This is a genomic window from Actinopolymorpha sp. NPDC004070 (assembly GCF_040610475.1).
Lineage (GTDB): Bacteria > Actinomycetota > Actinomycetes > Propionibacteriales > Actinopolymorphaceae > Actinopolymorpha.
In genome coordinates this window covers 130,161-152,135 of the sequence record NZ_JBEXMJ010000004.1, presented here as the reverse complement: position 1 = coordinate 152,135, position 21,975 = coordinate 130,161, and the positions used below count along the sequence as shown (strand labels likewise).

General features: G+C 72.2%; 20 protein-coding genes. 13 read left to right on the top strand and 7 right to left on the bottom strand.

The features are described from left to right. The first annotated feature begins 2 nt into the window (after positions 1-2). From ABZV93_RS09535 to hisF, 11 genes are all read left to right on the top strand, one after another. Positions 3-1,082 (top strand): histidinol-phosphate transaminase, encoded by a 1,080-nt coding sequence (locus tag ABZV93_RS09535; RefSeq protein WP_354932846.1) that lies wholly within the window; start codon positions 3-5, stop codon positions 1,080-1,082. Further along, positions 1,079-1,687 (top strand): imidazoleglycerol-phosphate dehydratase HisB, encoded by a 609-nt coding sequence (hisB, locus tag ABZV93_RS09530; RefSeq protein WP_354932844.1) that lies wholly within the window; start codon positions 1,079-1,081, stop codon positions 1,685-1,687. The genes ABZV93_RS09535 and hisB overlap by 4 nt, the downstream gene beginning before the upstream one ends. A 16-nt stretch (positions 1,688-1,703) precedes the next feature. After that, positions 1,704-1,853, top strand: coding sequence for a hypothetical protein (locus ABZV93_RS09525; protein ID WP_354932842.1), 150 nt, complete (start codon positions 1,704-1,706; stop codon positions 1,851-1,853). Further along, the gene (hisH, locus tag ABZV93_RS09520) at positions 1,850-2,494 is read left to right on the top strand and encodes an imidazole glycerol phosphate synthase subunit HisH (RefSeq protein ID WP_354932840.1); all 645 of its coding nucleotides are present in this window, start codon (positions 1,850-1,852) and stop codon (positions 2,492-2,494) included. The genes ABZV93_RS09525 and hisH overlap by 4 nt, the downstream gene beginning before the upstream one ends. 84 nt (positions 2,495-2,578) lie before the next feature. Continuing rightward, positions 2,579-3,298 carry a bifunctional 1-(5-phosphoribosyl)-5-((5-phosphoribosylamino)methylideneamino)imidazole-4-carboxamide isomerase/phosphoribosylanthranilate isomerase PriA gene (gene priA / locus ABZV93_RS09515; RefSeq protein WP_354932838.1) on the top strand — a complete coding sequence of 240 codons (720 nt, stop codon included), beginning with the start codon at positions 2,579-2,581 and terminating at the stop codon, positions 3,296-3,298. 196 nt (positions 3,299-3,494) lie between these two features. After that, positions 3,495-5,741 (top strand): HAD-IB family hydrolase, encoded by a 2,247-nt coding sequence (locus ABZV93_RS09510; RefSeq protein WP_354932836.1) that lies wholly within the window; start codon positions 3,495-3,497, stop codon positions 5,739-5,741. Next, entirely contained in the window at positions 5,738-6,922 is a 1,185-nt protein-coding gene (locus ABZV93_RS09505) for a zinc-binding dehydrogenase (protein ID WP_354932834.1), read from the top strand. The genes ABZV93_RS09510 and ABZV93_RS09505 overlap by 4 nt, the downstream gene beginning before the upstream one ends. Then, positions 6,919-8,499: a lactate racemase domain-containing protein gene (locus tag ABZV93_RS09500; protein WP_354932832.1), complete on the top strand. Its 1,581-nt coding sequence runs from the start codon at positions 6,919-6,921 to the stop codon at positions 8,497-8,499. Before ABZV93_RS09505 ends, ABZV93_RS09500 begins: the two co-directional genes overlap by 4 nt. Positions 8,500-8,506: 7 nt before the next feature. After that, entirely contained in the window at positions 8,507-9,439 is a 933-nt protein-coding gene (locus ABZV93_RS09495; RefSeq protein WP_354932830.1) for a lysophospholipid acyltransferase family protein, read from the top strand. Between the two features lie 62 nt (positions 9,440-9,501). Then, positions 9,502-10,035 carry a YbhB/YbcL family Raf kinase inhibitor-like protein gene (locus tag ABZV93_RS09490; RefSeq protein WP_354932828.1) on the top strand — a complete coding sequence of 178 codons (534 nt, stop codon included), beginning with the start codon at positions 9,502-9,504 and terminating at the stop codon, positions 10,033-10,035. Further along, a complete protein-coding gene (gene hisF, locus ABZV93_RS09485) occupies positions 10,032-10,805 on the top strand; it encodes an imidazole glycerol phosphate synthase subunit HisF (protein WP_354932826.1) in 774 nt (257 codons plus the stop codon). Before ABZV93_RS09490 ends, hisF begins: the two co-directional genes overlap by 4 nt. A 117-nt stretch (positions 10,806-10,922) precedes the next feature. Here the strand turns inward: hisF and ABZV93_RS09480 are convergent, their stop codons facing one another. Continuing rightward, entirely contained in the window at positions 10,923-11,726 is an 804-nt protein-coding gene (locus tag ABZV93_RS09480; protein ID WP_354932824.1) for a DUF427 domain-containing protein, read from the bottom strand. A gap of 87 nt (positions 11,727-11,813) precedes the next feature. On the opposite strand from ABZV93_RS09480, the gene ABZV93_RS09475 reads away from it, so the two are divergent. Beyond that, on the top strand, positions 11,814-12,752 hold the full coding sequence (locus tag ABZV93_RS09475; RefSeq protein WP_354932823.1) for a phosphotransferase: 939 nt from the start codon (positions 11,814-11,816) through the stop codon (positions 12,750-12,752). A 93-nt stretch (positions 12,753-12,845) separates the two neighbouring features. Here ABZV93_RS09475 and ABZV93_RS09470 read toward each other — a convergent pair whose 3' ends face one another. Genes ABZV93_RS09470 through ABZV93_RS09450 form a run of 5 tightly spaced genes read right to left on the bottom strand, consistent with a single transcriptional unit; the run spans position 12,846 to position 18,687 of the window. Further along, positions 12,846-14,564, bottom strand: a complete 1,719-nt coding sequence (locus ABZV93_RS09470; RefSeq protein WP_354932821.1) for an ABC transporter ATP-binding protein — start codon at positions 14,562-14,564, stop codon at positions 12,846-12,848. Continuing rightward, positions 14,561-15,466: an ABC transporter permease gene (locus ABZV93_RS09465; RefSeq protein WP_354932819.1), complete on the bottom strand. Its 906-nt coding sequence runs from the start codon at positions 15,464-15,466 to the stop codon at positions 14,561-14,563. The genes ABZV93_RS09470 and ABZV93_RS09465 overlap by 4 nt, the downstream gene beginning before the upstream one ends. Next, positions 15,463-16,410, bottom strand: coding sequence for an ABC transporter permease (locus ABZV93_RS09460; protein WP_354932817.1), 948 nt, complete (start codon positions 16,408-16,410; stop codon positions 15,463-15,465). The genes ABZV93_RS09465 and ABZV93_RS09460 overlap by 4 nt, the downstream gene beginning before the upstream one ends. A 4-nt stretch (positions 16,411-16,414) precedes the next feature. Beyond that, a complete protein-coding gene (locus ABZV93_RS09455; RefSeq protein WP_354932815.1) occupies positions 16,415-17,935 on the bottom strand; it encodes an ABC transporter substrate-binding protein in 1,521 nt (506 codons plus the stop codon). A 59-nt stretch (positions 17,936-17,994) separates the two neighbouring features. Next, on the bottom strand, positions 17,995-18,687 hold the full coding sequence (locus tag ABZV93_RS09450) for an HAD-IA family hydrolase (RefSeq protein WP_354932814.1): 693 nt from the start codon (positions 18,685-18,687) through the stop codon (positions 17,995-17,997). Between the two features lie 125 nt (positions 18,688-18,812). Between ABZV93_RS09450 and ABZV93_RS09445 the strand changes: the two genes are divergently transcribed. Then, positions 18,813-20,156, top strand: a complete 1,344-nt coding sequence (locus tag ABZV93_RS09445) for a hydroxyacid-oxoacid transhydrogenase (protein WP_354932812.1) — start codon at positions 18,813-18,815, stop codon at positions 20,154-20,156. Between the two features lie 53 nt (positions 20,157-20,209). Here ABZV93_RS09445 and ABZV93_RS09440 read toward each other — a convergent pair whose 3' ends face one another. Beyond that, entirely contained in the window at positions 20,210-21,958 is a 1,749-nt protein-coding gene (locus tag ABZV93_RS09440) for a glycosyltransferase family 39 protein (RefSeq protein ID WP_354932810.1), read from the bottom strand. Between the last annotated feature and the right edge of the window lie 17 nt (positions 21,959-21,975).

Genomic DNA, 21,975 nt, shown 5'->3' with positions numbered 1-21,975 from the left:
GAGTGGGGCAGACCCTCGCCGACCTGCCGCTGCGTGACGACCTGCGCGAGGAGGAGCCCTACGGCGCCCCTCAGCTGGACGTGCCGGTGATCCTCAACGTCAACGAGAACCCCTACCCGCCGGACGAGGACGTCGTGGCCGACATCGCCTCCTCGGTGGCGGCGGCCGCGCGTACTCTCAACCGCTACCCCGACCGGGAGGCGCTGGGGCTGCGCACCGACCTCGCGAACTACCTCGGCCACGACCTGACCCCTGCGCAGGTGTGGGCGGCGAACGGCTCCAACGAGGTGATGCTGCAGATCCTGCAGGCGTTCGGTGGGCCCGGCCGCACGGCGCTGTCGTTCGCGCCGACGTACTCCATGTATCCCGAGTACGCCCGCGACTCCTGCACCACCTGGGTGACCGGGCGCCGGGCCGACGACTTCACCGTCGACGCCGAGCACGCGCTCGCCCAGATCGAGCAGCATCGGCCCACGGTGATCCTGCTCGCCTCGCCGAACAACCCGACCGGCACCGCGCTGCCCCTGGACGTGGTGGAGCGCATCTGCGCGGCCGCGCCGGGCATGGTGGTGGTCGACGAGGCGTACGGCGAGTTCCGCCGCGACGGCACGCCGAGCGCGCTGACCCTCCTGCCCGTCCACCCGCGGCTGGTCGTGACCCGCACCATGTCGAAGGCGTTCGCGTTCGCAGGTGGCCGGCTCGGCTACCTCGCCGCCGATCCGGCGGTGGTGGACGCGCTGCGGATCGTGCGGCTGCCGTACCACCTGTCGGCGGTGACCCAGGCGGTGGCGCGGGCGGCGCTGCGGCACGCCGGTTCGCTGCTCGCCCGCGTGCAGGAGCTGCGGGCGCGGCGGGACGAGACCGTGGAGTGGCTGCGCGGGCAGGGATACCGGGTCGCCGACTCCGACGCCAACTTCGTGCTGTTCGGCATGTTCGCCGACCGGCACGCGGTCTGGCAGGGCCTGCTGGACCGCGGCGTACTCATCCGGGAGACCGGGCCGGACGGCTGGCTGCGGGTGTCGATCGGGACCGAGCAGGAGATGGCGGCCTTCCGGGCCGCCCTGCAGGAGGTGACGGCGTGACCGAACCGACGCGCAGCGCGCGGATCGAACGCGAGACCAAGGAGAGCAAGGTCGTCGTCGAGCTCGACCTCGACGGTCGCGGCCGGGTCGACGTGTCGACCGGGGTGCCGTTCTACGACCACATGCTCGACCAGCTCGGCCGGCACGGGCTGTTCGACCTCACCGTCCGGGCGCAGGGCGACGTCGACATCGACGTGCACCACACCGTCGAGGACACCGCGATCGTGCTGGGACAGGCGTTCCGGCAGGCGCTCGGCGACAAGCGCGGCATCCGCAGGTTCGCCGACGCGACGGTGCCGCTGGACGAGTCGCTGGTGCACGTCGTGGTCGACGTGGCCGGGCGGCCGTACTGCGTGCACACCGGTGAGCCGGAGGGTCAGGCGTACGCCATGATCGGCGGCCACTTCACCGGCTCGCTGACCCGGCACGTCCTGGAGACGCTCGCGTTCCACGCCGCGATCTGCCTGCACGTGCGGGTGCTCGCCGGGCGCGATCCCCACCACATCGTCGAAGCACAGTTCAAGGCGCTGGCGCGGGCGTTGCGCGACGCGGTGGCGCTGGACCCGCGTGAGGGCGGCGTTCCGAGTACGAAGGGTGCGCTGTAGTGGGGGGTGCGCTGTAGTGGAGTACGTCTACTTCGCGCTGGCCGGCCTGCTGGTCGGAGGCATGATCGCGAGCCGGCAGCAGAAGCGAGCGATCTGGCTGACGGTGGTCCTCGGCGTACTCGCCGGGGTGTTCCTGTGGGCGGGGCTGCGGGAGTCGACATCGTGAGCGCGGCCAGGCCGTCGGTCGTGGTGCTCGACTACGGTTCGGGCAACCTGCGCTCGGCGCAGCGGGCGCTGGACCGCGCGGGCGCTGCGGTGGAGGTGACCGACGACTTCGACGCCGCCGCGGAGGCCGACGGGCTCGTGGTGCCCGGCGTGGGCGCGTACGAAGCCTGCATGAAGGGTTTGCGCGCCGTGCGGGGCGACCAGGTGATCGGCCGGCGGCTGGCCGGTGGGCGCCCGGTGCTCGGCATCTGCGTCGGCATGCAGATCCTGTTCGAACGCGGGGTCGAGCACGGCGTGGAGACCGAGGGGTGCGGGGAGTGGCCGGGCACGGTCGAACGCCTGAAGGCGCCGATCGTCCCGCACATGGGCTGGAACGTCGTGGAGGCACCGGAGGACTCCGCGCTGTTCGCCGGGATCGCCGGCGAGCGGTTCTACTTCGTGCACTCCTACGCGGTGCGCGAGTGGGAGCTGTACGCCACCGGGAGTTTCCGCCAGCCGACCGTGACGTGGACGCCGTACGACGGTGACCGGTTCGTGTCCGCGGTGGAGAACGGCCCGCTCGCCGCGACGCAGTTCCACCCGGAGAAGTCCGGGGACGCGGGCGCCGCGCTGCTCGCCAACTGGATCGCCACCCTGCGCTGACTCGAGGGGCTGACTCGAGGGGCTGACTCGAGGGGCTGACCTCGCCCGACGCCCGTCACCAGCCCGCCGGTAGCCTCGGCGACCATGAGCCTCGCGTTGCTTCCCGCGGTCGATGTCGTCGACGGCCAGGCCGTCCAGTTGGTGCAGGGTAAGGCCGGCACGGGCGGCCAGTACGGCAGTCCGCTGGAGGCGGCCATGGCCTGGCAGCGGGCCGGTGCGCAGTGGGTGCACCTGGTCGACCTGGACGCGGCGTTCGGCCGTGGCGACAACCGCGCCGTGCTCGCCGACATCATCGGCCGCCTCGACGTACAGGTGGAGCTGTCCGGTGGCCTGCGCGACGACGACGCACTCTCGTGGGCGATGAGCACCGGCTGCACCCGGGTCAACCTGGGCACCGCCGCGCTGGAGAACCCGCAGTGGTGTGCCCGCGCGATCGCCGAGTACGGCGACCGGGTGGCGGTCGGCCTGGACGTACGCGGCCGCACCCTCGCCGCGCGCGGCTGGACCAGGGAGGGCGGCGACCTGTTCGAGACTCTCGCCCGGCTGGACGCCGAAGGGTGCGCACGGTACGTCGTCACCGACGTCAACAAGGACGGCATGCTGCAGGGCCCGAACGTCGACCTACTGCGCGCCGTGTGCGCGGCGACGGACCGGCCGGTGGTCGCCTCCGGCGGGGTGTCCAGCCTGGACGACCTGCGCGCGATCGCGGCCCTCACCACGCTCGGAGTGGAGGGCGCCATCGTCGGCACGGCGTTGTACGCGGGTGCGTTCACCCTGGAGGAAGCGCTCGCCGCGGTCGCGTGACCACGACGCACCCTGGAGTGCGGCGAACGGGCGAAGCGCGCGATCCGCGAGCGACTTCCGGACGGGCTGGGCCGTTGCCCGCGGGCGTGCGGATAGGGTGTTGCGAAACCAGCCCGGGGGACCCCGCTGGACCTGTCATCACCATGTCGACGGAGGGGAAGAGTTGAGGCTCAGGGAGCGACTCGACGGGAAGCGGATGCTACTCACCGGCGTCACCGGCTTCGTCGGCGAGGCACTGCTGCACCGCATCCTCCGTGACCTCCCGGGCACCCACGTGGTGGCACTGGTCCGCCCCAAGGGGTCGCTGACCGGGCGGGCACGGATGGAGCAACTGCTCAACAAGCCGATTTTCGAACAGGCCCGGTCCCGGTACGACGGTGACACCGCGGCCCTGCTCGACGCCCGGATGAGCGTGCTCGAAGGCGACCTGTCCGACGTTCCGGAGTTGCCGGGCGATCTCGACGTGGTGATCCACTGCGCCGGCGACGTGTCGTTCGACCCGCCGATCCACCAGGCGTTCCAGACCAACGTGCTCGGCACCGAGATGCTGCTGCGCCGCATCCTCGACAGCGGCAGCCAGGCCCACTACGTCCACGTGTCCACGGCGTACGTCTCCGGCCGCCGCCGCGGCGCGATCCCCGAGGGGCCGGTCGACCACACCGCCGACTGGCGCACCGAGGCCCGCTGGGGCCAGGCCATGCGCGACCGGATCGAGGAGACCTCGCGGGCGCCCGGCGTCCTTTCCAAGCTGCGCCGGGAGGCCGAGCGGGAGCACCGCCGGGCCGGGCCGATCACCTCCGCCCAGGACACCGAGCGGCGCCGCAAGGAGTGGGTGGACACCAAGCTGGTCGAGGCCGGCGGGGAGCGGGCACGGTCGCTCGGCTGGACCGACGTCTACACGTTCACCAAGGCTCTGGGCGAACGCGTCGTGGAGGAGGTCGGCGCACCGCTGCCGGTCACGATCATGCGGCCGAGCATCATCGAGAGCGCACTCGAGACCCCCCACCCGGGCTGGATCGAGGGCTTCAAGATGGCCGAGCCGCTGATCCTGGCCTACGGCCGGGGTGAGCTGCCGGAGTTCCCCGCGAGCCCGGACTCCCAGTGCGACATCGTGCCGGTCGACCACGTGGTCAACGCCACCCTGGCGGCCGCGGCGGAGCGCCCCGACCCGGGCAGTCCGGCGTACTTCCAGGTGACGTCGGGACTGCGCAACCCGCTCACGTTCGCAATGGTGTTCGAGCTCGTCCACGAGTACTTCGACGCGCACCCGTTCGACATGAGCGAACGCGGCGCGGTGCGGCTGCCGACGTGGCGGTTCCCCGGCGGTGAGCAGGTCGAACGCACACTCGCACTCGGCGAACGCGCCCACAAGGCGGCCGACTTCCTCATCACCCACGCACCACGCGGCGAACGCGTCCGCAAGCTCGCCCGAGACCTCGACCAGCAGCGGCGGCGGCTGGACTTCCTGCGCCGCTACCACGACCTGTACCGCCCCTACCTCGAGACCGAGCTGGTCTTCACCGACGACCGCACCGTCGCGCTCTACAACGGCCTCGACCTGGAGGACCAGCGGGACTTCTCCTTCGACATCACCAACTTCGACTGGCACCACTACTTCGTCGAGGTGCACTGCCCGGCCGTCACCGAGGCGATGCGCAGGTACGACGTGATCCGCCGCCGGCGCGGCCGCTCCACCCCCGCGGTGGCGTCGCAGCTGCCCGCGGGTGAGGACATCGTGGCAGCGTTCGACATGGACGGAACGCTGTTGTCGTCCAACGTCGTGGAGACCTACCTCTGGCTGCGGATGCCCGAGCTGGACCAGCAGGGCCGGGCCCGCGAGCTCGGCGCGCTGGTGCGGCGGCTGCCCGGTTTCCTGAACGCCGAACGCAAGGACCGCGGCCGCTTCCTGCGCTCGGTCTACCGCCGTTACGCCGGGGCCGACCTCGCCGAGCTGGAGCACATCGTCGACGAGACGCTGTCCCAGCACGTGCTCGAACGCGTGTCCGCCGCGGCCCTGCGCCGGGTGCGCGCCCACCAGGCGGCCGGGCACCGCACCGTGCTCATCACCGGCGCGATCCGTCCGCTGACCCGCCCGCTGGAGCCGTTGTTCGACGAGATCGTGGCGGCAGACCTGGCCGTCGACGACCGCGGCCGGTGCACCGGGTTCCTGTCCGGCCCGCCGCTGGTGGGCGAGGCTCGGGCGGCCTGGCTGAAGCGCTACGCCGCCCAGCGCGGCCTCGACCTGTCGAAGTCGTACGCCTACGCCGACAGCCACTCCGACCTGCCGATGCTGCGCGTGGTCGGCCGCCCGGTCGCGGTCAGCCCCGACGTCCACCTGTGGCGGGAGGCCCGCAAGGGCCGCTGGCCGGTGGAGGAGTGGAAGACCTCGAGTTCGGTGTCCCGACTGGCCCTGCCCGGCGCGACCTCCGGGAGCAGCTCATGATGCTGGCGTTGGAGATGTACCGCTCGATGCCTCGCTACATCGCGGCCCGGGCGGTCGGTGGCCGGGTTCCGGGCATCCTCACCGGCCCGGCCGCACCCGTGCGGCTGGTCAACCGTGCGGAGCCGCGCAGCGTGGCCGCCGGCTGGGCGCGGGTCAAGCCGATCCTGTCCGGCATCTGCGGCTCCGACCTCGGCGCGCTGTTCGGGCAGACCAGCATGTACTTCTCCGCCCTGGTGTCGATGCCGTTCGTGCCCGGCCACGAGGTGGTCGGCGAGCTGGTCGACGACTGTGAGGACCTGCCCGCCGGCACCCGCGTGGTGCTCGACCCGGTGCTGTCCTGCGCGGCCCGCGGGGTGGAGCGCTGCCAGTCGTGTGCTAACGGGCAGACCAACCGGTGCGACCGGGTCACGGTCGGGCACGTCTCTCCCGGCCTGCAGACCGGCTACTGCGCCGACACCGGAGGCGGCTGGGGCGGTCAGCTGGTGGCCCACCGCAGCCAGCTGCACGCCGTACCCGACGGGCTGTCCGACGAGCGCGCAGTGCTGGTCGAGCCGATCGCCTGCGCGGTGCACACCGCGATGCGGGCCCAGGTGCCCGACGGCGGGTCGGTGCTGGTGTCCGGTGCCGGCGCGGTCGGGTTGTTCGCCACGCTGGCGCTGCGCGAGCTGACCCCGGCGGGCCGGATCAGCGTGGTCGCCAAGCACGCCCGGCAGCGCGAGCTGGCCAGGGCGTTCGGCGCGACCGACGTGCTCTCACCCGACGAGGTGCCCGCCCGGGTGCGCCGGGCCACCCAGGCGTTCCGGCTTTCCCCCGACCGCAGCGGTGAGTTCCTGCTCGGCGGCGTGGACGTCGCGATCGACGCCGTGGGCAGCAAGGACTCCCTCAGCACGACTCTGCGGGTCACCCGGGCCGGCGGCCGGGTGGTGCTGTCGGGCATGCCGGCCGCCGGAGCGGACCTGTCGCCGGTGTGGTTCCGGGAGCTGGAGGTCGTGGGCACCTACGCCACCCAGGGCCGCGAAGCCTTCGCCCGGGCCTTCGACCTGGCCGCGAGCGCGCCGTTGGACGGCGTGGTCGGCGGCCGTTACCCCCTCTACCGTTGGCGGGAGGCGCTCGACCATGCCCACTCGGCCGGGCGGCTGGGGACCGTCAAGGTGGCGTTCGACCTAAGGAGCAGCAGGTGAGCCGACCAGGATTCGTACTCGAGGTCGACGACCGTACGCCACCCCTCATCGTCCACGAGGGCGAAGGGTTCCGGCTGGAGAAGTTCCCGCTCGGCACCCGGGTGGTCTATTCCCCGGAATCGCTGCCGGCGTTGCGCGACGTCGACGGGGCGATCAAACACGCCCTGGAGGAGCCGGAGAACTCCGAGCCGCTGCGGGCGCTGCTGCGGCCGGGCATGAAGCTCACCATCGCCTTCGACGACGTGTCGCTGCCGCTGCCCCCGATGAAGCGCCCGGACATCCGGCAGCGGGTCATCGAGCAGGTGCTGACGATGGCTGCCGAGGCCGGCGTGGACGACGTGCAGATCATCGCGGCGCTGGCCCTGCACCGGCGGATGACGCCGAGCGAGCTCAAGCACGCCCTGGGCGAGCGGGTCTACCGCTCGTTCGCGCCGGACGGACTGCTCTACAACCACGACGCCGAGGACCCCGACAACCTCGAGTTCATCGGGACCACCGACCAGGGCGAAGAGGTCGAGATCAACAAGCGGGCGGCGCAGTCCGACCTGCTGGTGTACGTCAACATCAACATCGTGCCGATGGACGGCGGGCACAAGTCGGTGCCGATCGGCCTGGCGTCCTACCGCTCGCTGCGCCACCACCACAACAGCAAGACCATGGTCCACTCGCGGTCCTTCATGGACCACAAGAAGTCGGCCATGCACCACTCCGCCTGGCGGATGGGCCGGCTGCTGAAGGACCACCTGAAGATCTTCACGATCGAGACCACGCTCAACAACGACGTGTTCCCCGCGCCGTACGAGTTCCTCAACAAGCGCGAGTGGGAGTGGAACGTCCGCGACCAGGCCACCATGCTGGCAGCCAAGCGCGGGCTCGCGCTGGCCCCGTCGAAGATGAAGCGGAAGATCTTCCAGGGGATGCAGGCGCCCTACGGCATCACCGGTGTGCACGCCGGTGAGACCGAGGCGGTGCACGAGAAGACGCTGGAGAACGTCTACCGCCAGCAGGCGGTCGAGGTGCAGGGCCAGTCCGACGTCCTCATCATGGGCGTGCCGTACCTCTGCCCGTACAACGTCGACGCGGTGATGAACCCCATCCTCGCCACCTGCATGGGGCTCGGCTACTTCTTCAACTCCTACCGCAACAAGCCGGTGGTCCGCCCCGGCGGGGCGGTCATCCTCTACCACCCGGTGCCGTACGAGTTCAGCCAGCTGCACCACCCGAGCTACGTCGACTTCTTCGAGGAGGTGCTGGCGGAGTCGACCGACCCGGCGACCATCGAGCAGCGCTTCGAGAAGCAGTACGCCACCGACCCGTGGTACATCCACCTCTACCGCACGTCGTACGCCTACCACGGCGTGCACCCGTTCTACATGTGGTACTGGGCGGCGCACGCGATGGACCACGTGGGCGACGTCGTGTGGGTCGGCGCGGACCGCCGTGCGGTGGAGCGCATGGGCTTCCGGGCCGCGTCCACGCTGGCCGACGCGCTGGAGATGGTAAGCGGCACGGTCGGGCGTTCGCCGTCGATCACCTACACGCACAACCCGCCGCACCTGATCTCGGACGTGCGGTGAGCCCGGCATGAGCAACAAGAACCCCGTGCGCTTCGTCAGGGAGACCGCGCAGGACGTACGGACGGTGGCACGCGGCTGGCGCTGGGGGCGGCGGCCGCTGGTGCCGCTGTCGGCCCAGCCGTTCCAGCCGCCCAAGCAGCCCTCGGTGTTCCCGACGGCCTGGGCTCGCACCCCCACCGCCAACGCCGTCCGCGACGTGGTGCAGCGCTTCGGTCTGCACCCGTTGCTGAGTTCCACGATCACGCCGCAGGCGGCCGGGCTGGACGTCCTCACCACGCTGAAGCCGCCGGTGCTGTTCGTGGCCAACCACACCTCGCACCTGGACACCCCGCTCATCCTGTGCTCGCTGCCGGACGAGTGGCGCCGGCGGACCGCCGTGGCGGCCGCGGCCGACTACTTCTTCGACACCTGGTGGCGGGCCAGCGGTTCGGCGATGGTGTTCAACACCTTCCCGATCGAACGCCGCGGCGGCACCCTGTCGACCACGCCGGGCGACCTGCTCGACCAGGGCTGGAACGTCGTGGTGTTCCCCGAGGGCACGCGGTCGGTGGACGGCTGGGCCACGCGGTTCCGCCTGGGCGCGTCCTGGCTGGCCGTCGAGCACGGCGTACCCGTCGTACCGATCGGGATCCGCGGCTCCTACGCCGCGATGCCGCGCGGGCGCGGCTGGCCCCGTCCGGGCCGGATGCCGGTGCGGATCCGGTTCGGTGCGCCGATCTGGCCGGCCGAGGGAGAGGCGCCGCGTACGTTCGCGCCCCGCATCTCCGAGGCTGTCGCGCGGCTGCTCGACGAGGACGCGACCACCTGGTGGGATGCCACCCGGCGAGCCGCGCGCGGCGAGACGCCCGACCCGTCCGGGCCGCAGGTCGCGTCGTGGCGGCGGATCTGGGAACAGACCGCTCCGCCCGCCGAGGGCCGCAAGCGCGGTGCGTGGCGCTAGCGGGGGTGCATGGCGCTAGCCTTCGTCCTGCGGACCGAGGAACCACCGGCTGAGGAGGATCCATGAGCTCGGCACCGAATCCCTACGACGCGCTGTCGAAGGTGGCTTCGTTCACTTTGACCAGCGACGACATCGCCGACGGTCAGACGATGGCGACGCCGCATCTGTCCGGGATCTTCGGTGCGGGCGGGTCCGACACCTCACCGCACCTGGCCTGGTCGGGCTTCCCGGAGGAGACCCGCGGCTTCGCTGTGACCGTCTACGACCCGGACGCTCCGACCGGCAGCGGCTTCTGGCACTGGGCGGTCTACAACCTCCCGGTGACCACGACCGAGCTGCCCACCGGCGCCGGTGACGCCGACGGCGCCAAGCTGCCCGACGGCGCGGTCACGCTCACCAACGACGGCGGCGTACGCCAGTACCTCGGCGCCGCGCCGCCGCCCGGACACGGCCCACACCGCTACTACTTCGTGGTGCACGCCCTCGACGTCGAGTCCCTCGACCTGCCCGAGGGTGCGAGCCCGGCGCTGCTCGGCTTCAACCTGTTCGGGCACACGGTCGGCCGGGCCATGCTCGTGCCGACCTTCGAGGCATGACCGGCAGCAGCAGCCTCGCGGTCCGGGTCATCCCGTGCCTCGACGTCGACGCCGGCCGGGTCGTGAAGGGCGTCAACTTCGCCGACCTCCGCGACGCCGGCGACCCGGTGGAGATGGCCAAGGTCTACGACGCCGAGGGCGCGGACGAGCTCACGTTCCTCGACGTCTCCGCGTCCGCGCAGGGCCGGGAGACCACCCAGGACGTCGTACGCCGTACGGCCGAGCAGGTGTTCATCCCACTGACGGTCGGCGGGGGCGTGCGGTCGGTGGAGGACGTCGACCGGCTGTTGCGGGCCGGCGCGGACAAGGTCGGGGTCAACACCGCGGCGATCGCCCGGCCGGACCTGGTGGCCGAGATCGCCCACCGGTTCGGCTCGCAGGTGCTGGTGCTGTCGGTGGACGCGCGCCGGGCCGAGGGGATGCCGTCCGGGTTCGAGGTGACCACGCACGGCGGCCGCCGAGGCGCCGGGCTGGACGCGGTGGAGTGGGCGCGGCGTGGAGCCGAGCTGGGAGCGGGGGAGATCCTGCTCAACTCCATGGACGCCGACGGCACGAAGGCGGGCTACGACGTGGAGATGATCGCCGCCGTCCGCAAGGTGGTGAACATCCCGTTGATCGCCAGCGGCGGAGCGGGGAAGCTCTCGGACTTCCCGCCCGCTATCGACGCCGGCGCGGACGCCGTGCTGGCGGCGAGCGTCTTCCACTTCGGCGACCTCCGGATCGCCGACGTCAAGGACACCTTGCGCGCAGCCGGCCACGTCGTCCGCTGAGCTGCCGGATTCTTCCGCGGAAGAATCCTGCGCACCCGATTCGGCGAGCTGGGAAGAGTAGTGGGTGCCAGGCCCCAGAAGTCTTCCCAGCTTCGAGGTTTGGGGTGCCCCGGCTGATCAGCTGAAGGGCGTCGTGGGCCGCGGCAGGAGCCGTCCGTCGACGTACAGGTCGATCTTCTCGTTGTAGAACGCGACGAGGTCCGCGATCTTGACGCTCTCCAACGTCGGGTGCTGGTACCACCAGGCGAGGTTCTCGTGCCGGTCGCCGCCGACCACAACCGAGTAGTAGCTCGCGGTTCCCTTGTAGGGGCACTGCGTTTGAAGGTCGGTCGGCTCCAGCAGGTCGAGCCGGACCTCGGACTTGGGGACGTAGTAGCGAGGCGGCAGGCCGGTCTCGAACAGGATCCGTGCCCGGGTGGTCTCGGCGACGGTCACTCCGCCGGCCTCCACCCGTACGTGCCGGGAGGTCGCCAGCACGTCGACTCGCTTGTAAGGGTCGCGCGGGTGGACGTACACCTCCTCGTCCTCCTCGAACCACGCGTCCATCGAGTTCCAGTCCAGGCGGACTGTGTCCCGGACCTCGGCGACGGGGGAGTCGCGGTACCACAGGGCGGCGTCCGGCGCCTCGCGCTCGGACACGACGACCGTGTGGATCTCGGCGTCGCCCAGGCCGGGAGACCGCTCGCGCCCACCGGTTGGTCGAAGCGCGTCGGTGCGCACGTCGCGGGCGGGCAGGAAGTACGTCGGATAGCACGGCTTCTCCCAGACCAGCAGAGCGTGCTCGCTGTCGGCGACCGGCTGACCGCCGACCATCGCCCGCACCCGCTTGGGGCTGGTCTCCACCCGGATCGGGGCGGCGCGGTCCTGGGCGGCGTGGTCCTGGGCGGCGCGGTCCCGCGTGTCACGGTTCTCGGTGCTCATGGCAGCTCCCTTGCTCGGACGGCTCCGGTGCAAACCTGGCGTGGTTCAGGGGATCCGTCCCGGCCGGCGCGGCGGTAGCCTCCCGCCATGACCCAGTCCACGCAGGCCACTGAGCCCAAGGAGTCCACTGAGCCCAAGGAGTCCACTGAGCCCACGGAGTCCATGGTGACCGAGGTGCTGGCCGCCCTCGACCTGCCCGCCGGCGCAACGGTCGAGCCGGCCGGCGGTGCGACCGGTGAGACGTGGAAGGTGTGGCACGACGGTACGCCGTACGCGCTGCGCTGCGTCGTGCCCAGGCCCGGCGTCTCGGGCCGGTTCGCCGCCCAGCTCGCGGCGATGCGGGCTGCGGGGTCGGCCGGGCTTCCGGTGCCGCGGGTGGTGCGCCAGGCCCGCACGCCCCGGTTCGAGGTCGCCGTGATCAGCTGGCTTCCCGGGCTGACCGTCGCGGACGCGCTGCGGTCCGGGCACAGGTCGGCGTACCGCCTGGGTGAGTTGATGGGCGCCGCACAGCGCGCGTTGCACCGTGTACCCGCACCGGCGGAGGTGGCGGACGCGGTCGACGACGGGGCCGCGGCGCCGGCGGGCCTGGACGGCGCGGGACGAAGCGGCGCGCTGCTCCATCTGGACTGGCATCCGCTGAACGTCCTGGTCGACGGGGACGAGGTGAGCGGCATCGTGGACTGGGTCAACGCCCGCCGGGGCCACCCGTTGCTGGACGTCGCCCGGACCTACGCGTTGTTCACCGTCGACCCGGCCCTGGGCGCGCTGTCGCCGGCCGAGCGGGACCTGCTGGCCGAGATCGCCGCCGGATGGGCCGCGGGTTACGGCCCGGAGGCCGCGTCGATCCCGGCCGACTGCCTGCGCTGGGCGGGGCAGATGATGCTGGCCGATCTGGCCGGCAGGTACGCCGGCGACCCGGACGCGCTCGAGCCGCTGCGCCGCTGGACCAGCGGGTGGGCCGACCAGGCCGGGGCCGAAGCTGCCGCCGCCACGTCCGGCCGGCCGGGCGATCGATCCGCCGGCTGACGCGATTCTCCCGCGGAAGAATCCGCGCGAGGCCGGGCGAACCGGGGCGGCCGACGGTCCGCGATGCTTCCGCGGAAGAATCCGCGGTCCTGCTCACGCCGACCGTTCGGTCCTCGGCTGGGGCTGATCGTTGACGAGCTCGCCCGTTGTGGCACCGGCCAGCGCCCGCGACATGCTGGGCACCGCGGCCAGCAACCGTTGGGTGTAAGGGTGTTCGGGCCGGGTGAGCACCTGCTCGGCCGGGCCCAGTTCGACCAGCTCGCCCGCGTGCAGGACGGCCACGGTGTCGCAGATCCGGCGTACCACCGAAAGGTCGTGCGACACGAACACCAGCGTCAGCCCGAAGGAGTCCGCCAGCGACGCGAGCAGGTCCAGCACCTGGCCCCGGACCGAGGCGTCCAGGGCGCTGACCGGTTCGTCGGCCACCAGCACCTTCGGGGCGGGCGCCAGCGCGCGCGCGAGGGAGATCCGCTGCCGCTGCCCGCCGGAGAACTGGTGCGGGTAGCGGTCCGCGGCGTCGGCGGGCAGGCCGACGGCGGCGAGCAGATCGCGGACGCGGGGCAGGTGCGTACGCCAGGCCCGGCCGCGCAACGCGACCAGCGGTTCGGCGACGATCTCCCCGACCGGCATCCGGGGGTCGAGGGATCCGGTCGGGTCCTGGAAGACCAGTTGCAGGTCCTCGCGCAGGAACCGCAGCCGGCGTTCGGGTACGCCGTCCACCCGCTGCCCCGCGAACCGGACGGTGCCGGCGCACGGCTGGTCCAGCCCGGCCAGCAGGCGTACCAGCGTCGACTTGCCCGAGCCGGACTCCCCGACGATGCCGAAGCGCTGCCCGGCGGCGATGTCGAAGCTCACGTCCCGCAGCGCGGGCACCGACGGTGGTGTACGCAGTGACGTACGAGCCCGCTGGTAGGTACGGGACAGGCCGGCCACCGACACCACGGGAGGTGGCGCCGGCGCACCCGGGCCCGGCTCCGGCACCCCTGCCCGGGGACGCGGTGGGGTCGCCGGCCCGGTGAGGTCGGCGGCGTCGAGCAGGGCACGCGTGTACGGGTGGCGCGGCCGGTCGAACACCTCCGCGACCGGTCCGGTCTCCACGAGCTCGCCGTCCCGCATCACCAGCACCCGGCTGCACACGGTCGCCACCACGGCCAGGTCGTGGGTGACGAACAGCAACCCGGTCCCGCGGGTCGCGGTGCCGGCCACGATCAGGTCGAGCACCTGTGCCTGCACGGTGACGTCCAGGGCGCTGGTGGGTTCGTCGCACAACAGCACGGCGGGGTCGTTGGCGAGCGCGATCGCCAGCACCACCCGCTGGCGCTGGCCGCCGGACAGCTGGTGCGGGTACGCCCGGGCGGCGTCGGCGGGGTCGGGCAGGCGTACGGCCGCGAGGAGTTCCACCGCCCGGGCCGCCGCCCCTGCCCGGCCGAGCTCGGGCCGGTGGATGCGGAGCACCTCGGCCACCTGGTCGCCGACGCGCCGCACCGGGTTGAGCGCCGACATGGGTTCCTGGAACACCATGCCGAGTTCCCGGCCGCGCAGCCGCGACATCGCGCGGTCGTCGCGGTCCAGCAGGTTTCCGTGCGTGCCGGCCAGCGCAACCTGGCCTTGCGCGGTGAGCCCTTCGGGCAGCAGCCCCATGACGGCCAGGGTTGTCAGCGACTTCCCCGACCCGGACTCGCCCACCAGGCCGACGCGTTCGCCCGGTGCGATGGTGAAGCTGACGTCGCCGACGAGGGAACGGCCGGCGGCCCCGATCCGCAGACCGGTCACCGTCAACGCCGGTGTCAATGCCGCCTTGTCAGTGGTCATCGGGCAGCCGACCTCGGGTCGTAGCGGTCGCGGAGGCCGTCGCCGGCGAGGTTGAAGCCGAGTACGCCGAGCATGATGGCGAGGCCGGGCCACAACGCCAGCAGGGGATGCACGAACAGCAACTCCTGCGACTCCTGCAGCATCCGGCCCCACGACGGTGTGGGTGGTGCGGTGCCGAAGCCCAGGAAGGACAGCCCGGCCTCGGCGAGCACGGCGATCGCGAACGACACCGAGCCCTGCACGATGACCAGCCCGGCGACGTTGGGGAGGACGTGCCGCACCGCGATGCCCGGCCCGCGGCGACCGGCTGCCCGGGCCGCGAGGACGTACTCGCGCGCCAGCACCGACAGCGTCCCGGCCCGCACGATCCGGATGTAGGCGGGTACGGTCGCCAGGCCGATCGCCACCATCGCGGTCAGCGTGCTGGCCCCGAACACCGCACCGAACATGATCGCCAGCAGCAGCGCGGGAAACGCCATCGCCAGGTCGGTCACGCGGGCGAGCAGCCCGCCGACCAGGCCGCCGGACATCCCCGCCCAGATGCCGAGGGGAGTACCCAGCAGGGCGGCCACTCCGACGGCGACCACGCCGACGAACAACGTCGTCCGCGCCCCCACCATCAGCCTGCTGGCGATGTCCCGGCCGAACTTGTCGGTCCCCAGCCAGTACGTGCCGTCCGGTCCGAGCAGTCGGTGCGCGGCGTCCACCCGGCTCGGGTCGTGCGGGGTCCACAGGAACGAGAGCAGAGCCAGGGCGACGACCAGCGCGACGAGGACGCCACCCGCGAGCAAGGACGGGTTGACACCGCGTCCGCGCCGGTTGACAGCGCGGTCGGGGTGGCCGGTGGTCCCGGTGGTCCCGGTGGTCCCGGTGGTCCCGGTGGGCCCGGTCGTCTCGGTCATGTCGCCCTCCGCAGCCGCGGATCCAGCACCGCGTACAACACATCGACGACGTAGTTGACCACCAGCACCGCGACCACCAGCACCATCACCACTCCCTGCACCAGCAGCAGGTCGCGGTTGGCCACGCCGTCCAGCAGCAGGCTGCCGAGGCCAGGTATGACGAACACGCGTTCCACCACGATCGCGCCGACCAGCAGCGTGGCCAGCTGCAGGCCGAGGACTGTGCTGACCGGGATGGCGGCGTTGCGCAGCCCGTGGCGTACCAGCGCCCGGCCGAGGGTGAGCCCCTTCGCCCGGGCCGTGCGCAGGTAGTCCTCGCGCAGCACGTCGAGCACGGCGGTGCGTACGTAGCGGGCGAGGATCGCCGCCTGCGCCAGGCCGAGCGCTCCGGCCGGCAGGACGAGTTGCCGGAGAAACAGACCCGGATCCTCCGCCGGTGGTGTCCAGCCACCCGCCGGCAGCCAGCCCAGGCGTACGGAGAAGATCGCGACCGCCAGCACCCCGGTCAGGAACGCGGGTACCGCGATGCCGAGCTGGCTCAGCGCCGAAAGCGCCAGCCCCCGCAGCCGCCGGTGGTGGACGGCCATCACCGTCCCGACGGGTACGGCGACCAGCACCGCGACCACCATGGCGGCGCCGACCAGCCACAGCGTCACCAGCAACCGGTCGAGCACCTGCGGCCCGATCGGCGTCCTGGTGACGTAGGAGACCCCGAAGTCGCCGACGAACAACCCGCGCGCCCAGTCGGCGTACTGCGCGACCAGCGGCCGGTCGGTGCCGAAGTCCCGCCGCAGCGCGGCGACCGCCCGCGGGGTGGCGTTGACGCCGAGCGCCACCCGTGCGGGGTCGCCGGGCAGCACCGCCATGAACGCGAACACCACCACGCTGGCGGCCACGACGCTGCCGGCGAACACGCCGGTCCGGGTCAGCAGGCGGAACACCACGACGTCAGGACCGCGCCCAGGAACAGGCGGTGAGGTCGAACGCCTCCGACACGACGTTGGTCGGCAGCCCGCGCACGGCCGGGTCGGCGATCATCAGGTTGGGCAGGAGGAACAGCCAGTCCGCGGCCGCGTCGTCGGTGATGGTGCGGGCGACCTGCTTCATCTTCGCGACCTGGACGGCCGGGGTGCCGGCGTCGGCCTGGTCGAGCAGCGTGCGCACCCGCGGGTTGTCGTACCGCCAGTAGTAGTCGGGGTTTCCCCACGAGGTGATGTCGCGCGGCTCGACGTGGGCGATGATCGACATGTCGTAGTCGGCCTTGGTGAACACCACGTCCAGCCACCGGGCCGGAAACTCCAGCACGTCGATCCTCGCGGTCACCCCGACGTCGGCGAGCTGGCTCTTCACCACCTGCGCGCCGGCCACGGCGTAGGGCAGGTTGGGGATCCGCAGCCGCAGGGTCAGCTTCGGGTGGCCGGCCTGCGCGAGCAGCCGCCGCGCCTTCGCCGGTTCGTACGGATAGGTGCCGGAGAGGTTCTCGTACCACGGGTCGGTGGGCGGCACCATCGACCCGATCAGCGTGCCGTGCCCGGCCCAGGCGGTGTCAAGGACGGCTTTACGGTCGATCGCGTACGACAGCGCCTGCCGGACCCGGCGGTCCGTCAACGGCGGCTTGGCGTTGTTGTACGACAGCACCACCTCGGCGTTGCTGGTTCCCTCGACGACGTGGTACTTCGAGCGATCCTTGAACTCCGCCAGGTTTTCGGGCGCCTGCACCGTGCTCACCACGTCGATGCCGCCGGTGCGCATGGCGTTGTTCATCGCGGTGGGGTCCTTGAAGTACTTCAGCGTCACCTGGCGCATCGCGGGCTTGGCGCCCCAGTAGTCCTTGCGGGCCTTCAGCACCATCGCGTCGCCGCGGTCCCAGTGGTCCAGCACGTACGGCCCGGTGCCCACCGGCTCGGTGGCGAGCTTCGACACACCCGTCCGCGAGAACATCGCGCCGATCCGGGTGGTCATCGCGAACAACCACTGGTTGCTCGGGCGCTTCAGCGTCACCACCAGCGAGGTGGGGGAGGCGGCCCGTGCGTCCTGGACGACATCCATGCCCGCCTTGAGCGAGGTCGTCCAGCCGGTCTTGACACGGTTGATGCTGAACGCCGCGTCCTGCGCGGTGAACGGCCTGCCGTCGCTGAAGGTCACACCCTTGCGCAGGGTGAACGTGTACGTACGCCGGTCCGGGCTGACCTTCCAGCCACTGGCCAGCAGGGGAACGATCTTTCCGCGGGCGTCCAGCTTGACCAGGCCCTCGTAGACGTTGACCAGCAGTGCCTGGGGGATGGCCGCGCCGTCGTTGCGGGTGAAGTCCAGGCTCACCGGCTCGGCGATGAAGCCGACCGAGAGCGTGTCACCTTTGGCCTTGTGGTCGCTGTCGCCGGTCGTGCGGCTGCCGGCCGAGCATGCCGCCGTGAGCGTCAACGCGACGAGGGCGCCGATGATCATCGAGCGCCGGGGGATCCTCCCCATCGCCTACCTCCTGTGGATGTGCCCTGCATGCCGTGGGGTCACGCGGGCGGTCACCCCGATCATGCCCCGTCGGCCACCGAGATGGTGAGGGCATGGCCGTCAACCTCGACCCGGACGTTCTGTAGGTCCTCGACAACCAGGTCGGCATCCAGTTCGGCCCACTCGTAGTGGGTGGTCACCGCGACCGTGGCCATCCCGGCGGCGCGCGCGGCGGTCAGGCCCGCGGGCGCGTCCTCCACGACCACGCAGCGTTCGGGGGCGATGCCGAGGCGCTTCGCGCCGAGCAGGTAGGGCTCCGGGTCGGGCTTGCCGTGGCGTACGTCGTCGGCGCTGACCAGGGTGTCCGGCACCGGGATACCGGCGACCCGCAGGCGGGCCCCGGCCACGGCGCGGTTACCGGAGGTTACGATGGTCCACCGCCCGGTCGGCAGCGAGGCCACGAACGCCTGCGCGCCCGGCAGCGCCACGATCCCGGCCACGTCCTCCACCTCGAGCTCGTCGATCCGGGCCTGCGCGGCCGCGATCCGCTCCGGCGGCACCAGCGCGGCGACGATCGCGGACGAGGTGAGGCCGTGGCCGAGAACCCGGGCGAAGTCCTGCTGGCTCAGCTCCTGCTCGATCGCCCAGGTCGTCCACGAGCGGCGAAGGGCCTCGGTGGAGTCGATCAGGGTGCCGTCCAGGTCGAGGAGGAGGGCGTCGGCGCGCAGGATCGGGGCGCTCGCGGGTTCGTGGTCGGTGCGGGGATGGGTCACGTCGACCGACCGTATCTCGCCCGTTCGGCCGGGCGTTCGGCCGGGCGTTCGCCGGTTGCGTGCGCACGTGCGGGTGCGGCACTGTCGCCGGAACGGGATGTGCGGCGAGCGAGGGAGCGGCCACGATGCGGGACACCGAGGCGGGGACACCGATCGACACCCGGCCCGACCAGCAGACCGGCACACCGGCCGGCACACCGACGGGGATGGAGACGGTCTTCACCTGGGGCGGTCCGGCGCTGAAGTTCGGTGTCGGCGCGGTGGCCGAGATCGGGTACGACGTCGCCCAGCTCGGCGCGTCCCGCGTGCTGGTGCTCACCGACCCCGGCGTTGCCGCCACCGGCGTACCCGAGAGGGTGGTCGGCTCCCTGCGCGCCGCCGGCCTGGAGGCCGAGCTCTTCACCGGCGTCCACGTCGAGCCCACCGACGCCAGCATCGCGGCCGCGGTGGACTTCGCCCGCGACGGCGGCTGGGACGGCTTCGTCGGCGTCGGCGGCGGCTCGGCGATCGACACCGCGAAGGCGGTCGACCTGATGACCTCTCACCCGGCCGACCTGAACGACTACCTCAACGCGCCGATCGGCCGGGGCCTCGCGCCGGCCGGGCCGCTCGCCCCGCTGGTGGCGGTGCCCACGACCGCCGGCACCGGGGCGGAGAGCACGGCCGTCTGCGTCCTCGACGTCCTCGACCTGCACGTGAAGACCGGCATCAGCCATCCGCGGCTGCGGCCGGCGCTCGCGGTCGTCGACCCGGAGGTGACCCTCACCCTGCCGCCGGGGGTCACCGCCGCCACCGGGTTCGACATCCTCTGCCACGCGCTGGAGTCCTGGACCGCCCGCCCGTACGACGCCTATCCGAAGCGCCGCCCGGAGGAACGCGTCGCGTACTGCGGGGCCAACCCGGTCTCCGACGTGTGGATCCGGCAGACCCTGCCGCTGCTCGCCCGCTCCTTCCGGACCGCCTACCGGTCCGGGGACGACCTCGCCGCCCGCACCGACATGCTGCAGGCCGCGTTGTTCGCCGGGCTCGGGTTCGGGAACGCCGGGGTGCACATCCCGCATGCCTGCGCCTACCCGATCGCCGGCCGGGTGCGCGACTTCCGCCCGGCCGGCTACCCGGACGCCGAGCCGATGGTCCCGCACGGCATGTCGGTGGTGCTGACCGCGCCGGCGGCGTTCCGGCGTACGTACGGGACGAACCCCGAGCGGCACCTGTGGGCGGCACACGTCCTCGACCCCGGGACCGACCAGGTGGCGGATCCGAGCGAGCGGCTGCCCGCGGCGATCACCCGGCTGATGCGCGACACCGGCATGCCGAACGGCCTGTGCGAGGTGGGGTACGCCGAGACCGACGTCGCCGACCTCGTGGACGGGGCGAGCCGTCAGCACCGGCTGCTGTCCATCGCCCCGATCGACGTCGGCGACGACGTACTCGCCGACGTCCTGAAGGAGTCGCTCACCCTGTGGTGACCGGGACCGGACCGGGAGCGGACCGACCCGGACCGGCGTGGCGCCGGCCGGCCTCAGCGGACCTGGTAGACCTCGACTATCCGGTTGCGGCTGCCGAAGACGCGGTGCCAGTTCGCCGGCGGACGCAGGGGCCGGCCCCCGAGGAGCCGTTCCTCGTTGCGCCGGCAGAACCAGCAGACATCGGAGTACGCGCTGTAGAGGAGGACGTGGTCTCCCGCGGCCGGCCTGGCCCCGGCTGACAGCACCCGCAGCCGGCCGTGCCAGAACGCCCCGCCGATCGGGGGGTGGGTGAAGACGCCCACCGTCCGGATGCTGCGCCTGTCCGCCCAGATCGTGTGGACGTCGCCTTGGTGCGCGTCCAGCCAGGACCGGAACATCTCCCACTGCGTCCCGCCGTTGGCGGCGTACGTCTGGTTCACCTGGCCGGGCGGGCCGGACATGTCGCGGACCCGGGCGTGCTGGGCCAGCCCGGCCGGGGCGGCGGCGACGACGAGGGTGGCGACGCCGGCCACGGCAGCGGCCAGCCGGGTGCGGTCACGCAGGAACGGCACCGCCCGGGCGCGATTGTCCAGCAGCAGCCACAGCCCCGCGGCGGCCGCGAGCAGGAGGGCGGGCACGAGCGGCAACCAGTAGCGCTCCTTCGGGATCCGCAGCCTCGGCGCCTCCGGGTCGATCAGCCCGCCCAGCATCACCAGCGGGACGTAGAACAGCAGCGCCCACACCAGCAGGAAGAAGATTCGCCGGGAGAAGAGCGCGCCGACCACGATGCCGGCCACGGCGGCCTTGAGGAACATCCCCTCCGGCGTGGTGAACAGGATCGTGGGCAGCCGGGTGAGATACCACCACGGGCTTCGCCCGATGTAGTCGTACGATGCCGGCGGCTGCGCCGATCCGTGCTCGGCCGCGGCCCGCAGTCGGACCAGCGGGTCGTGGAAGACCACCGCGTTGAGCGCGGTCTCCCCGACCGCGACGACGGCCAGCGGAAGGGCGATCCAGAGCCACTGCCGCACCCGGACCCTGCGGGCGAGCAGCAGGGGCACCAGCGGCCAGCAGAAGACGATGTACTCGCGGGTGAGGTAGCTCCAGCCGAGCAGTACGCCGACGGCGAGGAGGGTGGTGATCCGGCGCCGGCGGGTCGCGGCGGCCCACGGGCGGTTCTGCCGCAGCGCCACGGTCAGCACCAGCGCCGCCGTCAGCAGGGCGGTGGCCATCAGGTCGGGCAGCGGCTGGGTGAGGTCGGGGAACACCAGTGAGCTGAACAACGTCAGCAAGGCCGCGGCCACGCCGACGAACCGGTTGAACAACAGGGTGCCGAGCGCGTGCACGCTCATCACCAGCAGCAGCGCGGCGAGCACCGGCACGATGAGGTACGCCGTCTGGGAGTAGCCGAACACCTCCTGCGCCAGCCGCAGCGGGACGATCAGCCCGATCCGCAGGAACTGGTGCACTGCGGCATAGGTCGGGTCACTGGGAAAGGTCGTGGCCGCGTCGAAGTAGTTGAGCTGGTCGGAGGGATAGGGCGGCACGCGGTAGAGCACGCAGACCACCGCCACCACGGCGGCGATCGCGCCGTCGACCAGCAGGCTGGCCACCAGGCCGGGAGTGAGCGGCCGCGCGCGGTCGCGTGCTCGCGGCGGCGAGGCCATGTCCGGTGCGGCGTCGGTTTCGGTGCCGGGGCGCGCGGCTTCGGCCTCGTTGCCGGCTTTGGTGGTGCCGGCTTCGGTGGTGCCGGCCTTGGTGGTGACGGCTGCGCTGGCGTCGGCTGCGCTGGTCCGGTCGTCGTCCGGCGTCACGGGGTTCATCGTCGTCTCCCGATCGG

Coding starts and splice junctions, on each gene's coding strand:
- priA (WP_354932838.1), top strand. CDS start 2,579: ATGAGCCTCGCGTTGCTTCCCGCGGTCGATGTCGTCGACGGCCAGGCC.
- ABZV93_RS09510 (WP_354932836.1), top strand. CDS start 3,495: ATGCTACTCACCGGCGTCACCGGCTTCGTCGGCGAGGCACTGCTGCAC.
- ABZV93_RS09505 (WP_354932834.1), top strand. CDS start 5,738: ATGATGCTGGCGTTGGAGATGTACCGCTCGATGCCTCGCTACATCGCG.
- ABZV93_RS09495 (WP_354932830.1), top strand. CDS start 8,507: ATGAGCAACAAGAACCCCGTGCGCTTCGTCAGGGAGACCGCGCAGGAC.
- ABZV93_RS09490 (WP_354932828.1), top strand. CDS start 9,502: ATGAGCTCGGCACCGAATCCCTACGACGCGCTGTCGAAGGTGGCTTCG.
- hisF (WP_354932826.1), top strand. CDS start 10,032: ATGACCGGCAGCAGCAGCCTCGCGGTCCGGGTCATCCCGTGCCTCGAC.
- ABZV93_RS09480 (WP_354932824.1), bottom strand. CDS start 11,726: ATGAGCACCGAGAACCGTGACACGCGGGACCGCGCCGCCCAGGACCAC.
- ABZV93_RS09475 (WP_354932823.1), top strand. CDS start 11,814: ATGACCCAGTCCACGCAGGCCACTGAGCCCAAGGAGTCCACTGAGCCC.
- ABZV93_RS09470 (WP_354932821.1), bottom strand. CDS start 14,564: ATGACCACTGACAAGGCGGCATTGACACCGGCGTTGACGGTGACCGGT.
- ABZV93_RS09465 (WP_354932819.1), bottom strand. CDS start 15,466: ATGACCGAGACGACCGGGCCCACCGGGACCACCGGGACCACCGGGACC.
- ABZV93_RS09455 (WP_354932815.1), bottom strand. CDS start 17,935: ATGGGGAGGATCCCCCGGCGCTCGATGATCATCGGCGCCCTCGTCGCG.
- ABZV93_RS09445 (WP_354932812.1), top strand. CDS start 18,813: ATGCGGGACACCGAGGCGGGGACACCGATCGACACCCGGCCCGACCAG.
- ABZV93_RS09440 (WP_354932810.1), bottom strand. CDS start 21,958: ATGAACCCCGTGACGCCGGACGACGACCGGACCAGCGCAGCCGACGCC.